The sequence below is a fragment of the Paenisporosarcina indica genome (assembly GCF_001939075.1).
Lineage (GTDB): Bacteria > Bacillota > Bacilli > Bacillales_A > Planococcaceae > Paenisporosarcina > Paenisporosarcina indica.
In genome coordinates, this window is the sequence record NZ_MPTA01000002.1 from 692,297 (window position 1) to 706,073 (window position 13,777).

The 13,777-nt window shown below is 38.9% G+C and carries 14 protein-coding genes; 4 read left to right on the top strand and 10 right to left on the bottom strand.

All coding sequences use genetic code 11. The features are described from left to right. Positions 1–406: 406 nt before the first annotated feature. A complete protein-coding gene (locus tag GY23_RS08885; protein WP_075618837.1) occupies positions 407–928 on the bottom strand; it encodes a GNAT family N-acetyltransferase in 522 nt (173 codons plus the stop codon). A 727-nt stretch (positions 929–1,655) separates the two neighbouring features. Here GY23_RS08885 and GY23_RS08890 point away from each other — a divergent pair. Both GY23_RS08890 and GY23_RS08895 read left to right on the top strand, forming a co-directional pair. Further along, positions 1,656–3,044 (top strand): MFS transporter, encoded by a 1,389-nt coding sequence (locus GY23_RS08890; protein ID WP_075618838.1) that lies wholly within the window; start codon positions 1,656–1,658, stop codon positions 3,042–3,044. 14 nt (positions 3,045–3,058) lie between these two features. Next, on the top strand, positions 3,059–4,240 hold the full coding sequence (locus GY23_RS08895) for an amidohydrolase (RefSeq protein ID WP_075618839.1): 1,182 nt from the start codon (positions 3,059–3,061) through the stop codon (positions 4,238–4,240). A 104-nt stretch (positions 4,241–4,344) separates the two neighbouring features. On the opposite strand, the gene GY23_RS08900 is transcribed toward GY23_RS08895, so the two are convergent. Continuing rightward, the gene (locus GY23_RS08900) at positions 4,345–4,674 is read right to left on the bottom strand and encodes a low molecular weight protein tyrosine phosphatase family protein (protein WP_075618840.1); all 330 of its coding nucleotides are present in this window, start codon (positions 4,672–4,674) and stop codon (positions 4,345–4,347) included. A gap of 448 nt (positions 4,675–5,122) precedes the next feature. Here GY23_RS08900 and GY23_RS08905 point away from each other — a divergent pair, with 448 nt between their 5' ends. Then, positions 5,123–6,301 (top strand): M20 metallopeptidase family protein, encoded by a 1,179-nt coding sequence (locus GY23_RS08905; protein WP_084544075.1) that lies wholly within the window; start codon positions 5,123–5,125, stop codon positions 6,299–6,301. A 236-nt stretch (positions 6,302–6,537) separates the two neighbouring features. On the opposite strand, the gene GY23_RS08910 is transcribed toward GY23_RS08905, so the two are convergent. Both GY23_RS08910 and GY23_RS08915 read right to left on the bottom strand, forming a co-directional pair. Further along, the gene (locus GY23_RS08910; RefSeq protein ID WP_075618967.1) at positions 6,538–6,915 is read right to left on the bottom strand and encodes a PH domain-containing protein; all 378 of its coding nucleotides are present in this window, start codon (positions 6,913–6,915) and stop codon (positions 6,538–6,540) included. A gap of 183 nt (positions 6,916–7,098) precedes the next feature. Next, positions 7,099–7,527 carry a MarR family winged helix-turn-helix transcriptional regulator gene (locus GY23_RS08915; protein WP_075618841.1) on the bottom strand — a complete coding sequence of 143 codons (429 nt, stop codon included), beginning with the start codon at positions 7,525–7,527 and terminating at the stop codon, positions 7,099–7,101. 145 nt (positions 7,528–7,672) lie between these two features. Here GY23_RS08915 and GY23_RS08920 point away from each other — a divergent pair, with 145 nt between their 5' ends. Continuing rightward, positions 7,673–8,224, top strand: a complete 552-nt coding sequence (locus GY23_RS08920; RefSeq protein WP_075618842.1) for a CarD family transcriptional regulator — start codon at positions 7,673–7,675, stop codon at positions 8,222–8,224. Positions 8,225–8,514: 290 nt separating this feature from the next. Here the strand turns inward: GY23_RS08920 and GY23_RS08925 are convergent, their stop codons facing one another. The 6 genes from GY23_RS08925 to GY23_RS08950 are packed head-to-tail and all read right to left on the bottom strand — an operon-like array spanning position 8,515 to position 13,745. Continuing rightward, positions 8,515–9,708: a thiolase family protein gene (locus GY23_RS08925; RefSeq protein ID WP_211270656.1), complete on the bottom strand. Its 1,194-nt coding sequence runs from the start codon at positions 9,706–9,708 to the stop codon at positions 8,515–8,517. Positions 9,709–9,712: 4 nt separating this feature from the next. Beyond that, positions 9,713–10,831 (bottom strand): muconate cycloisomerase family protein, encoded by a 1,119-nt coding sequence (locus GY23_RS08930; protein ID WP_075618844.1) that lies wholly within the window; start codon positions 10,829–10,831, stop codon positions 9,713–9,715. Between the two features lie 20 nt (positions 10,832–10,851). Further along, complete coding sequence (locus GY23_RS08935) at positions 10,852–11,490, bottom strand: 3-oxoacid CoA-transferase subunit B (protein ID WP_075618845.1); 639 nt, start codon at positions 11,488–11,490, stop codon at positions 10,852–10,854. Continuing rightward, positions 11,487–12,173 carry a CoA transferase subunit A gene (locus tag GY23_RS08940; RefSeq protein WP_075618846.1) on the bottom strand — a complete coding sequence of 229 codons (687 nt, stop codon included), beginning with the start codon at positions 12,171–12,173 and terminating at the stop codon, positions 11,487–11,489. Before GY23_RS08940 ends, GY23_RS08935 begins: the two co-directional genes overlap by 4 nt. A 12-nt stretch (positions 12,174–12,185) precedes the next feature. Continuing rightward, positions 12,186–12,908, bottom strand: coding sequence for a carboxymuconolactone decarboxylase family protein (locus GY23_RS08945; RefSeq protein ID WP_075618847.1), 723 nt, complete (start codon positions 12,906–12,908; stop codon positions 12,186–12,188). Further along, positions 12,909–13,745, bottom strand: coding sequence for an alpha/beta fold hydrolase (locus GY23_RS08950; protein ID WP_075618848.1), 837 nt, complete (start codon positions 13,743–13,745; stop codon positions 12,909–12,911). It abuts the gene before it with no gap. Between the last annotated feature and the right edge of the window lie 32 nt (positions 13,746–13,777).

The window sequence follows — 13,777 nt, forward strand, 5'->3', positions numbered from 1 at the left end:
CTCCATAAACAAAGAGTTTCACTGTTTTCACAATTCCACAGATTACATTTAGTAACTTAGTTTATCTAAGTAACTAAATATATCTTTGAAACTATTAATTGTCCACTTATTTATACTAAACTTAAGATATTTTTTTACAAATTGATGACTTTTTCTAATTTCCCTCATCACAATCAATAGCAGTGGATCATCTTGAAATGATCCACTGCTATTGATCAGAGAAATAATAAGAAGTCTTGATTGATAGAAAAATAGACGAAGCTTGTACATTGAAAGCTATTTGCTCTATTCGCTTACCGCCAGGAATGACAGAATCAACATCCTCTTGTACTAAAAGAAAAGCTAACGCTAAAAGAAAGTGGGCCGTATAAAATAAATGAAATAATAGGAATGAAATTTATCGTTTTCATAAATACTTCTCCATTCGAATATCAGTCCACATTTTATCTTGCCAAAATGTGAAACTGTCGATACTACCGATTTCCTTATATCCCATCTTTTGATAAAGCTTCTGTGCCTGTTCGTTAAATTCAAACACGCCTAGTTCAATACGTTTAAGCCCCTGCTTCTTAATCTGTTCTTCCAAATATTGAATTGCTACATAACCAATACCTCTTCCCCGTCCTATAGATTCACCAATTGTGATTCCTATCCAGGCGGTCCCAGGCTCTTTTTTGTAGAGATGGCTCGGATCGATCATATAATTCATTTCACCTATCAACTGGTCATTCAGATATATTAGGTAGATGTGATGGTTTTCCAGACGTTTTATTAAACCATCCAGGGTCACTTTATAACGACTTTCCAATTCTGATTTATTTCGGTTAGGGCGAGTCAACGGAATTAAAGTTGGGTCGTTTTCCCAACGATTAATCACCTTTATAAGGCTTGAGGTGGGTTCAGTTAATTTTATAAAATGAGTAGTCATTGCGCTCTCCTCTCCAATACATAACATTAAAGTCTCGATTAGTTGGATTCCCCTTTATTTGAACACGGAAATAACAACAAAATCATTCTATTGAAATTTCTGCGAATTTAGGTTGTGCATTGTATTCCTTCTAAACTGCTTTTGTTTGATATATATTTTATAGTACCTTAAATCGGAAAAATTCGAAAACTTTCATTTACTATCATCCGTAAACCCTTCTTGAATCTACGCACTTCTTTATAGCTCTTGCCCCCTGGTTTTAGAACACTGAGTTACAATTTTGATACTTATGAAGGCGTACCCTCCTATGTTTCTTGATCTAATTAACTCCATGTACAATTTGTTTAATTGATGGTCACCTTCCGAGCATATGGTCAAATTTATTATTAGACAAAAAAGCGTGAAAACCCTTTAATATCAAGGTTTCACACGCTTTTTTTGTTGCGGAAACAGTCACTTTTCATAAACTGGGTATTGAACAAGCCTTCCCAAATACATTTATCTCGAAAATGTAATAAAGTAAACATTAACTGGTTCAATACCTTTCCTCGAAGCCATGAGTTAACCTGCCCTCGATGATACTGACCATTCCCTTAATTCCTATTTGGTTACTGATTCTATTAAACGATAGAACTTTGACGCTTACCAAGAAAATTAGCTCAAGTGTATTTATGCATAGAATGAGTAGTTCTGTAAAGAATGAAGGAATAAAAAGAAGGGAGAGCAAATTATGACAACTGCCTATAAAGGTACAAATAAAATGATTACAGGAATTGTATTTGGGGTATTAACATTTTGGCTCTTTACTCAAGCAATCGTCAACGTAGTTCCCGTAGTTCAAAAGGATTTGGGAGTTTCATCCGGGACATTAAACATTGCAATTAGTTTATCAGCACTATTCTCCGGTATTTTCATCGTAGCAGCTGGTGGACTTGCTGATAAAATTGGACGAAAGAAAATGACGAATATCGGACTCATTTTAAGTATCATTGGTTCACTTTGTTTAGTTTTAGCAAATGGTTCAATATTACTCATCATTGGGCGGATCATTCAAGGTTTATCGGCTGCTTGTATTATGCCTGCAACGATTGGCTTGATGAAAGCCTATTTTGAAGGGGCTGATCGACAACGCGCACTTAGCTTCTGGTCAATTGGTTCTTGGGGTGGTTCAGGTGTTTGTTCGTTATTCGGCGGAGCAATTGCTACATATATGGGGTGGAGATGGATTTTCATCTTCTCAATTATCATCGCAATTCTTGCATTGTGGTTATTAAAAGATACGCCTGAAAGTAAAGCAAGACAAACCGACAATTCTAAATTTGATGTTGGTGGTCTGATTATTTTCATTATAACCATGTTAGCATTGAATATTTTCATCACACAAGGTGCTGAAATTGGTTGGACAAACTGGATTACGATTGTACTGTTAGCTGTCGCAGTAATTGGTGCAATCATCTTTATAAAATTTGAAAATGGTAAATCAAATGCGCTAATCGATTTTGGGTTATTTAAAAACTTGCCATACACGGGTGCAACCATTTCAAACTTCTTGCTCAATGCTGTTGCCGGAACGCTTGTTGTTGCGAATACGTATGTACAAGAAGGAAGAGGATTTACTTCTTTCCAATCGGGTATGCTTTCCATCGGTTATCTAATTGCCGTACTTGGTATGATCCGTGTTGGAGAAAAGATTCTTCAAAAAATCGGGGCAAAAAAACCGATGCTTTGGGGTACAATTTTGACGCTTATCGGTGTTGGTATAATGGGCTTAACATTCTTACCAGATGTTGCTTACACAGTAGTTGTATTTATCGGATTTGCTTTGTTTGGATTAGGTTTAGGGCTCTATGCAACACCATCAACAGACACTGCCGTATCGAACGCACCTGATGATAAAATTGGGGCTGCTTCGGGTATATATAAAATGGCGAGCTCCCTTGGTTCTGCTTTCGGGGTTGCGATTTCAGCAACAGTTTATGCAATGATTGCAGCCAATAGTGGTGTAGATGCAGCGGCAACTGGAGGTATTATTGCCAATGTGATTTTCACAGTCATCGCTTTGTTATCAATTATTTTCTTGGTTCCAAATCATGCTGGTAAAAGTGAAGTAAAATAAGGAGTGTTTTAGTTATGAAAGAAAAATTAATGGACATGTTGGATGAACGTAAAGATGAAATGATTCAAATCCGCCGTTTTTTACATGAACATCCTGAATTATCATTTAAAGAAGAAAAAACAGCTCAATACATTGCGGACTTTTATAAAGGAAAAAACGTCGATATACAAACAAATGTCGGAAATGGTTACGGAATTATTGTAACAATAGTAGGCGAAAAACCTGGAAAAACAATTGGATTACGCGCAGATTTTGACGCGCTTCCAATTGTCGAAGAAACACCCGTACCTTTCAAATCGAAAAATGAGGGCGTCATGCATGCATGCGGACATGATGGTCATACAGCTTACTTGTTAGTTCTTGCAGATTGTTTAATTCAACTGAAATCAGAACTATCCGGAACCATTAAAATCATTCATCAGCATGCTGAAGAGGCTCCACCAGGTGGAGCAAAAAGTATTGTAGAATCTGGACTGTTGGATGATTTAGATGAAGTGTATGGAATTCACTTATTACCAATTGCCCCTGCTGGAATGGTCGGTTACAATAAAGGCTTTGCTTTCAATGGACGGGCCTACATGAAATTGAAAATACAAGGCCGAGGTGGGCATGGATCATCACCTCACTTAGCAAATGATGCAATTGTTGCGGGTGCTCATTTTGTAACCGCAGTACAAACCATTATAAGTCGCCGATTAAGCCCATTTGACATAGGAGTAATTACAATTGGATCGTTTGATGGAGCAGGTACCTTTAATGTGATAAAAGATAGCGTAGAGCTTGAAGGTGATATCCGTTACATGACTGTTGAAACGAAAGAAACGATTGAACGAGAAGTAAAACGTCTTGTCAAAGGACTTGAGGAAGAGTTCGATGTAACTTGTGATCTTACGTATACACCAGACTATCCGCCATTGTACAATAATCCTGAACTTACAGAAAAAGTGGCAGAAGCACTTAAAAATGCGAATATAAAAGAAATCACAGAAGTAAAAGAAGTCCCTGCAATGGCACCTTCGGAAGACTTTGCTTACTATGCAGAAAAGTTCCCTGCTTGTTTCTTTTATATTGGATGCACACCAAAAGGCGTAGAAAAACCATATTTCAACCACCATCCACAATTTGATATCGACGAAGATTCACTCCTAGTTGCAGCAAAAGCCGTTGGACAAGTTGTTTGTAGTTTGCAGGAATAAAACTTAGAGTCGTTCAAAGTATACTTCTTTGAACGACTTCTTCGTGGTTTCAGCTTTCATGATTATTTCCCCTGTGCGGGAAATAATCATGAATATATGAGGTTTCACTCTGGAACTTCTATATATTCTCCAACTCTAACTTTTAGTATTTCAATTAATTCTTCGTTCATATAACCGTAATCATCTGGAATGTCTAAATTCAACATCTTCTTATTATCAAGCATTGATCCGAACTTGCCTTTTAGCCGTCTTATATGCTTTTTTTCCATTACAAAAATATAGTCAGCCCAACCTATGTGCCCGTTAGTAACCTTAACCTTTGCACCAACCTCTGTTCCTGCTGATCTTACATCATAGCCGTTAAAATTATGAAATACCTTTTCCGCAGTCGGGCTTCGCCATTTGTTCTTACTACATATAAACAGAATCTTAATTTTACTTCACCCCATACAATAAATTTTTTAGTTAGTTTTATTTTTAAGTCATCCATAATATTCGCTAGTCTAGAGTTATCCTATCTTTTGTTTTTCGCTTTAAACCTCGAACGTTTTATTGCACATATTTTCTCCTATCGATGTGGATCATCCACGAAATCAATATTCCTCTTCCAGTTCTTGAGTTATCCAGAACCGTGACATAATAATAATAATAATACAATGAAAGTATTAGTCCCACCAATGTCGAGAATGTTGCTACGAGCATTAATCCTCAATATCGATACCGCCTCTCTCCCCTACGAAAGGGAGCGAGCAATTCTATGACTCACCATTTATTCTCAAACAAAAAGCTAGCGAATAAATAATTCAGTATAATGATTAGACAGTGCTGAAAATAATTAGTCACCAATTAGGGATTTCCCTAATAAATACAGGAGGTTTTAATATGTTAAAGGACACAATATTTACTAGTATTTCTGAAAATATGACTGAAATGAGGAAAATAAGACGGCATTTACATATGCACCCTGAACTCTCTCATCAAGAAGTAAATACGCCCGAATACATTGCAACCTACTTGGAAGAACTCGGCATTGAAGTGAAGAGAGGCGTTGGTGGCAGAGGGGTTGTTGGGACAATTCGTGGTGGAAAGCCTGGGAAAACCATCGCTTTTAGAGCTGATTTTGATGCTTTACCGATTCAGGACGCTAAAAATGTGCCCTATAAATCCACTGTTCCAGGTGTGATGCATGCTTGCGGGCACGACGGCCATACCGCTTCACTTCTCGGCTTTGCAAAAGTGATGAATGCTGTAAAAGCTGAACTCAAGGGTAATATTGTATTAATTCATCAATTTGGCGAGGAGTTATCACCAGGCGGAGCCAGAGCGATGATTGAGGATGGATGCCTTGATGGTGTGAATTTCGTTTACGGTGCCCATCTTCAATCGAAGCTGAATGCAGGTTACATTTATGGTAGAGACGGTTATTTACAGGCAGCGGAAGACGCGATTAAAATTATCGTAAATGGATCGGGAACGCATGGTGCAGAACCTCACACCGGTGTTGATCCGATTTTAGGTGCCAGTCATATAATGGTTGCTTTACAGTCCATCGTTAGCCGTAACGCTGATCCTTTGAAAGAGCTTGTCGTGTCAATTGGTAAATTCCATGCCGGAGATGCGGATAATGTGATACCTGAAAAGGCAGTATTGGAGGGTACGATTCGAGTATTTGATAAGGACTTGCGACAACTTGCAAGTCGACGCGTAAAAGAGATTGCTGAATCTGTCGGTGGTGCTTTAGGCTGTGTTGTTGAAGTCCAAGTTGAAAAAGGGTATGACTCTGTATGGAATCACCCAGAGCAGATGGACGTTGTGCGTCGTGCCACAACCAACACATTTGGTCCAGAATCGTACGTTGATATTGATCCCGTTATGCCGGTGGAAGATTTCTCATATTACTTACAAAAAGTACCCGGGGCGTTTTTCTTTGTGGGTGCAAAGATGGATGATGAAAGTGTCGTATTCCCTCATCATCATGAGAAGTTCGATTTCCATGAACCTGCGATGGAAACGACAGCTAAAACTTTTGCTGCTATTTATCTGGAAGCTCAAAATAGCTGACAAGTCCCTATGGACAGAGAAACTGTCGCCCAAATTCTATATAAAAAAGGAGCCAAGTGACGTGATCACTTAGCTCCTCTATGTGTACTTACTTCAAGATTCCTTACTTCACCATGTTTTCTTGTTTTAGCTTCTATTTTCGCAGACTTTATTGACGGCAAATCCAGTGTCTTCTGATGATAAGCTTGAGTTTGGGCAAATCGTTGCTCAGGTACCTGTCACTCCTCTTCGATCTATTACTTCATGACGTACGCTGCTAACACACTTTGAACCTTGTATATATTTAAGGATTTATTGAACTTTTTCAGGATGGGTGCAGCACTTCCCGATAGCCAAATTTTTAATTCTGCATCCAGATCAAAAGTGCCCGCCGTTTCAATCGAGAAATGCACTACACTTTTATATGGAATCGAATGATATTCTACCTTTTTCCCCGTCATACCTTGTTTATCAATAAGTAATAATCGTTTATCCGTAAAAACAATTAGATCCCGAATAAGCTTATACGCATGCTCCACCTTTTCAGTAGGAGCTAGCAAATCCTTCAGTTCACTCTCTACTTTGTCATTTTCTATCTCCGATGCATTACCCATTAAACCATCTAAAATCCCCATCCAAATTCCTCCTGAAATCCATTTTGGTACTAATTCGAGAAGTGTGTTCTGAACTCCTGCTAGTTGTGCGAGAAAATAGGGAAGTTCATTGTCTTGAATAAACATTAACAAGCCACTCCCCTAACTTTTGGCATGAGAGAGTGAATAATCCGATTTGTTTACCTTTGGACGCGAGGTTTTAGGTTATAAACCCCAATCTAGTTTCAAAATATCGTTAAGAACTTGAAACTTTTCATATCCAATTTTATCAATGACTTTTTTTTCGAGATTTGCCTTTAAGGATTTGTTTTCCTCATAACATTCTTCACCTAGTTTAGTTAACTGTATACACCTATCCTTTTTGTTATTTTCTAAGCTGCTAATTATAACTAATCCCTTTGATTCAAGACTTTTAATGAATTTATGCGTTGCTTGCCGAGAAATGTCAACATGTTTGGTAACGTATGAAATCGTTGGCCGCTTTTTATAAACTCTTGCCATAATATACCATTCTGAAATCGATATATATATATCGCTAGTATCATTCCACAATTTCTCAATAATGCTTCGAAGTTGAACATGTCGCTCGCTTATTAAGTCAATAAAATCTAATTCTTGTAATTCACAATTCAAACCTCTCACCCCGACCTTTTCTTTGCTTATTACTATATGAAAATCTTTCTAAATTGTCAACAAAGTTGACAATTATTGAAAAATACAATAAAATAAAGTATATTGTAAACTAAGTTGACGATTTTAAAGATAGGTGGTAATTATTATGTTTAACATTGGAGATGTAATTATCTATTCAATACATGGCTTGTGCCAAATTGATAATATATGTGAAAAAACTTTTTCTGATGGAACCAGAACCTATTATGATTTGCATCCTGTTGGACAGTCAAATTTAACAATTAGTATCCCTGTCGATAATGATAAAGTGGTTATGCTTAAGTTGTTGAATCGTGAAGAGGCTGAAGAAATTTTACAATCCTTTAGACTTCCAGGTACGAGTTGGATAGAAGACTTAAGACTGCGTAATAAGAAATATCGCATTACGGTAAAAACAGGAAACCGAACAGAGATTGCTCTAGTAATTAATACGTTGATGCGGAAAAAACTTGAACTTAGCATGCAAAATATGAAACTTCCTGATCAAGATCTTACACTTTTAAATACCATACAAACTTTATTGTTTACAGAGATAGCCCATGCTTTGGATTGCTCGATCGAAGAAATAATCAAAAAGGTTAATAACATGGTAAGTGAGAATTCTACATCTCCCGATGATACCTATGCCGCGGTGTCCAACACAATCCTGAAAGTATAAACAATCACGTTGGTTTTAATTAATGTGATTGTTTTTGACACAAGGGAGAAACACTAATTTTAATCAGGTTTCTGTAGTATGTTCGTGCGTAATCTCTGTTACTATAACCTTAAAAAAACTTACCGATGACCATTCCTTGGCATGAATAAATATAAATAAGCCACTTTTATCAGCTTTAGCATGATGGAAGTGGCTTTTAATGATATTCATTTGTAGTGGATAGATTTTATGCATTTAAGCACAGGTATCTGTCAAAAAAGGAGGAAGCAAGAGAACCGTCCCCTTGCTTCCTAAGCTTGCATATTTTCCACAATTGTTGCGATCCCTAATCCACCTGCGATACATAAGGTCACCGCGCCATATTTCTTACCAGTACGCTCTAGTTCATGTATCAATTTCGTCAGTAAAATGGCACCTGTTGCACCAATTGGATGACCCATTGCAATGGCTCCTCCATTCGGATTTACTTTTCCAACATCTATTCCTAACTCATTTACGCATGCAACAGCTTGTGCTGCGAAAGCTTCGTTAAGCTCTACAACATCTAAATCGGCCATTGTTAAATTCGTTTGTTTCAATGCTTTCAACATTGAATAGACAGGGCCCATCCCCATCAATTCTGGTGAGCAACCAACAGAAGCTTGAGCTAGAATACGCGCTTTTGGCTTATATCCACGTTTCAATGCTTCGTCTTCAGACATTACTAACAATGCAGCTGCTCCATCGTTTCGGCCACTCGCATTTCCGGCAGTTACTGTACCACCTTCTTTAAAAACAGGCTTCAATCCTGCCAACTTCTCCAATGTTGTTTCGCGTGGATGCTCATCCACTTTAAACTCAATAATTCCTTTACGTGTTTTCACAGGATAAGGAGCAATTTCTTTCTCAAAATACCCTTTTTCTATCGCATTTTTCGCTTTTTCTTGACTAATCAATGCGAATTCATCCTGAGCTCCACGAGATATCCCATACTTCTCTGCAACATTTTCTGCAGTAATCCCCATATTCAAATCCCCGTAAACTTCTCTTGGTTGTGATCCAGGTTGACTTGCAGTATTCGGATCTTTCAACGAGACATCTCCAGACTTTGTGCCGAATCGAACCCCATTCACATAATAGGGTGCTGTACTCATCGACTCTGCCCCGCCTGCAATAATAATGTCACTTAGCCCTGTTTGAATTTGTTGGGCTGCTGAATTCACGGCTTGTACACCAGATCCACACTGACGATGAACCGTGTAGCCAGGCACTTCTACTGGAATTCCAGCACGAAGCATCGCAACCCTTGCTAAGTTTGATGCATCTGCACTTTGTTTGGCTTGTCCTAAAATAACTTCTTCAACTGCACTTTTATCCAACTCTGTACGGCGTACCAACTCTGAAATGACATGAGACCCAAGGAAATCCACTGTTTCATTTCCTATGCTGCCTCCAAGCTTCCCAATAGCTGTACGCACCGCATCTACGATTACTACATTTTTCAAGATTTCATCCCTCGCTTCTCGCATAATGCATCACTTTTTCGCGGTCGATTTCCATACCAAAACCAGGTCCTGTTGGAATGATCACTTCAAAGTTTTCATATTGCATGTCATTCACCGTAATATTGTCCTTGAACAATAAAGGACCGAAAATCTCTGTGCCAAATTTCATTTCTGGAATAGTTGCGTATAACTGTGCACAAATAGCCGTACCTAAACTAGATTCGATCATCGTACCTCCATACAAACCAAGTCCGGCAGCTTCCGCAATGCCAGCTACTTTCTTCGTCTGAGTTAATCCACCTGCTTTACAAGGCTTAAGCGCGATACAATTTCCTGCACGGTGTTTCGCAATTTGGAATACATCCTGCACACTGTTTGCCGCTTCATCTGCCATAATAGGCACTTTAAATCTAGTAGTGAGTCTTGCCATGCCTTCATAATTCCACGTAGGAAGTGGCTGCTCAACCATTGAAACACCACCGTCTTCTAATGCAGCGATACAATAATTTGCCGTATCCTCATCCCAAGCTTGATTGACATCGACGGTAATTCGTGCCCGATCTCCAACAGCTGCCTTAATCTTTCGAACATGTTCCACATTTTTAAACGGATCGCCCTTACCTATTTTCAACTTAAAAATATTGTGGCGTTTTTGATTCAAGAATTCTTGTGCTTCTTCAATATCTGTTTCTGTTTTCCCACTTGCTAGCGTCCAAGCGATTGGCAATGAAGTATGGATTTGACCTCCAAATAATTCGAATGCTGGTACCCCTTTACTTCTCGCTGCTAAGTCGATAATAGCTGTTTCTACAACCGTTTTGGCAAAATTATTCCCTCGCACTAACTTCGAGACTTCAAACATAATCTTATCGAAGTGAACTGGATCTTTTCCAATCACTAAAGGAGCAATATACGTATCAATATTTGCTTTAATCGCTTCGGGTGTTGACTCCCCATAAGAAGCACCACCAATCGTCGCTACCTCTGACCATCCTTCTTGACCTTCCTCATCCGTCACACGCCCAACGACAATCGCTTGTGACACGATTGTATGCATCGCCAATTGATGTGGACGAATTGTCGGTAAATCCAGGATATATACATCGAACGAACGTATCTTCATCTTCAACCAACTCTCCTCATTTACTCAGCGAAATTAGCTTCTGTTTTCTCTCGTACTTCTTCTATTGTTACTCCTGGCATTAACTCTACTAGCTTCAATTGCTTATCCACCACTTCAAACACAGCTAATTCTGTGAAAATCATATCCACACTTCGGGTGGACGTAATCGGATATGTGCATTCTTTTAATAGTTTGCTACTCCCGTCCTTCGACGTATGACTCATCGTCACAAAGACTTTTTTCGCACCAACTAACAAATCCATCGCACCGCCGACGCCCATAATATTCTTGCCAGGAACAGCCCAATTGGCTATCACACCGGTTTGATCCACTTGCAGGGCACCTAAAATGGCGACATCCACATGTCCACCACGAATCATCGCAAACGAATCCGAACTATTGAAATACGATGCACCAATGGCTTCTCCAACTGGTAACTTTCCAGCGTTCACAAGATTAGGATCGATTTCCTCTGCTTCCACATCTGTGACTCCAAGTAATCCGTTTTCCGTATGTAGGTAAATATCCTCCGCATCCAAATACTCTGCAACTAAAGTGGGAATACCGATCCCCAAGTTAACAACGCAAGGACCTTCCAGCTCTTGAGCTACACGCTTTGCAATTACATGCTGCATATCTGTTTTACTCGTCTTAGTCATCTATTCACAACTCCTTCCTTCGTTAATACTTGTTGTGCTTCGATTATCACGTCCACATATAAAAATGGAGTAACAATTTCTTCTGGATTTAACTCACCAGGCTGAACAATTTCATCCACTTCTACAATTACTTTTTTTGCGGCCGTTGCCATCAATGGATTAAAATTACGAGCCGTTTTGTAGTAAACCAAATTCCCAAGTGTATCCGCTTTATGTGCACGTATTAAAGCTACATCTGCACGAATTGCTTTTTCGAAAATATACGTCACGCCATCTATTTCCCGTTCTTCTTTTCCTTTTCCAAGGTCGGTTCCAGCACCAGTAGTCGTATAATAGCCCCCGAGGCCTGCCCCACCTGCACGTAATGATTCCGCTAATGTACCTTGAGGAAGTAATTCCAACTCTATTTCCCCTTTCTGATACTTGTCACCCACATCACGATTACTTGTAAAATAAGAGCCTATACCTTTTTTAATCTTGTTTTGATTTAACAAAATACCTAAACCTTTACCTGATTCTCCGAGATTATTACTGACAATTGTTAAATCTTTTACATCCTTTTCCGTTAAACCCTCTATCAATGAAAGCGGTGCTCCTACTAATCCGAAACCACCAACTAATACCGTATTTCCAGATTCCACACAGGATAGAGCATCCTGAATACTATTTGTAATTTTAGACATACATGCCCCTCCTTATCTTTCAGTTATTTTTAATGAATCACTAAGCTCGAACCACGATGGAATGCCTGCTGTTAAAATACAAATATAGCCGACATCTGCTAAATCAGCTTCTGAAGCTCCTGCTTTCCGCGCTTTTTCCATCCACGCTGCCGCCTCTGCTCCGCGAAGTTGTGTCGTATAATTTCCAACCATGCTCAAATGCTTCAAACGAGTCGATACTTGCCCATTACTCATCAGCTTTTCTTCAATCTTCGTTTCGTCCCCACCTTGAATTACTGAAAGAGACTCTTTTAAGAAGGTTGTATCTTCGTTTCCTAACCACGTAATCATTGTGTCAAACAACTCTTCTACTGTTTTAGGATCCTTCGCTGGTTGCGCCACTTGAACACCTTTTAGCTCAAGTGCATATGCAAGTGCCTCCAGGGAAACCTTAAGAGCTTCGTTACCGCCATACAAATATGCAACTAAAAAGTATTCCACAATTTCAGGAATCGTCGAACCAAAATCGATCGCCCCTTTCGTATGGTAAAGCATACTTCTTGGATACAATCTTGCCGCATTCATAGTCGCGATTAGTACATCTTTCTCCTTACGAGTAAGCGACCCATCTTGCATGATTTCACCACGAATTGCTGTATAATGATCCAGCACAACTGGACTATAATCATGCATTTTTTGGACCCATCCTGGAACCTCATCGTATACTTGTTTAAAATACTCCAAGCCTTTACTCATCTAGTTCACCCCATTCAAGAATTTTTCAATATAGCCATTGATGTCCTCACGCTCTTCAAACACCATTGTGTAGTGATTGCAATCGGATATAACCGTTTCCAAACTAGTTGCATATTGCTGTGTTTCTTCATAATCTTCTAAGAAAAACAGTGGTCCCATCGAACCAATACTGCCCTTTGCATACACTAGAAGTACCGGACAGTCGATTTTCGGAAAATTCTCTTTCGGACTAAATGTATAGAAACTATCAAAATCTGCCACAATACGAGATTCTGTTGATTTGTTCTCCCAATGATCACCTGTATCTCCAACTTCATATTCCACCGTGTCTTGTAACGTATCATTCCAAGAAATACCTAGGTTTGCATAGATTTTTTTAATTTCTTCTGCATAATGAGCTTTGGAAGTAAACTCTCTACTGATTCTTCCTAAAGAAGGCTGAACAATTCCCCGCTGATGTTCCGTTGCTTTCGCAGCCCCATCCAATAAAACCAAAGCCTGCACTGACTCTAACTTGCTTGCAACGATCGAGGAGATAAAAGCACCCATCGAATATCCTAATAGAATTGGATTTTCTATCTCTAACTCAGCGATCAAGCCTAAAATATCATCTGCATGCTTGAAAATAGAAGTTTCTGCATCAGTCTCTGCACTATTTCCACGACCTCTTAAATCTACCGATATAAAACGGTAATCTCCTTTAAACTTCTCAGCATAGTAGTGCATGTTCTTATGAGTACCTGTAAGCCCATGAATGGCAATAATCGGTCCTTTTTCACCCGGATAATCCGCTACTTGTATGTCATTCCCGTTCACATTCACTTTATATAACTCCATAATGCCCCTCCATTTCTACCTTTTGTATGTAA

What these genes read in the sequence shown, in the direction of transcription:
- GY23_RS08935 (WP_075618845.1), bottom strand. Translation starts at nt 11,490, where the DNA reads ATGACTAAGACGAGTAAAACAGATATGCAGCATGTAATTGCAAAGCGT.
- GY23_RS08940 (WP_075618846.1), bottom strand. Translation starts at nt 12,173, where the DNA reads ATGTCTAAAATTACAAATAGTATTCAGGATGCTCTATCCTGTGTGGAA.
- GY23_RS08945 (WP_075618847.1), bottom strand. Translation starts at nt 12,908, where the DNA reads ATGAGTAAAGGCTTGGAGTATTTTAAACAAGTATACGATGAGGTTCCA.
- GY23_RS08895 (WP_075618839.1), top strand. Translation starts at nt 3,059, where the DNA reads ATGAAAGAAAAATTAATGGACATGTTGGATGAACGTAAAGATGAAATG.
- GY23_RS08885 (WP_075618837.1), bottom strand. Translation starts at nt 928, where the DNA reads ATGACTACTCATTTTATAAAATTAACTGAACCCACCTCAAGCCTTATA.
- GY23_RS08910 (WP_075618967.1), bottom strand. Translation starts at nt 6,915, where the DNA reads ATGGGGATTTTAGATGGTTTAATGGGTAATGCATCGGAGATAGAAAAT.
- GY23_RS08950 (WP_075618848.1), bottom strand. Translation starts at nt 13,745, where the DNA reads ATGGAGTTATATAAAGTGAATGTGAACGGGAATGACATACAAGTAGCG.
- GY23_RS08920 (WP_075618842.1), top strand. Translation starts at nt 7,673, where the DNA reads ATGTTTAACATTGGAGATGTAATTATCTATTCAATACATGGCTTGTGC.
- GY23_RS08905 (WP_084544075.1), top strand. Translation starts at nt 5,123, where the DNA reads ATGTTAAAGGACACAATATTTACTAGTATTTCTGAAAATATGACTGAA.
- GY23_RS08930 (WP_075618844.1), bottom strand. Translation starts at nt 10,831, where the DNA reads ATGAAGATACGTTCGTTCGATGTATATATCCTGGATTTACCGACAATT.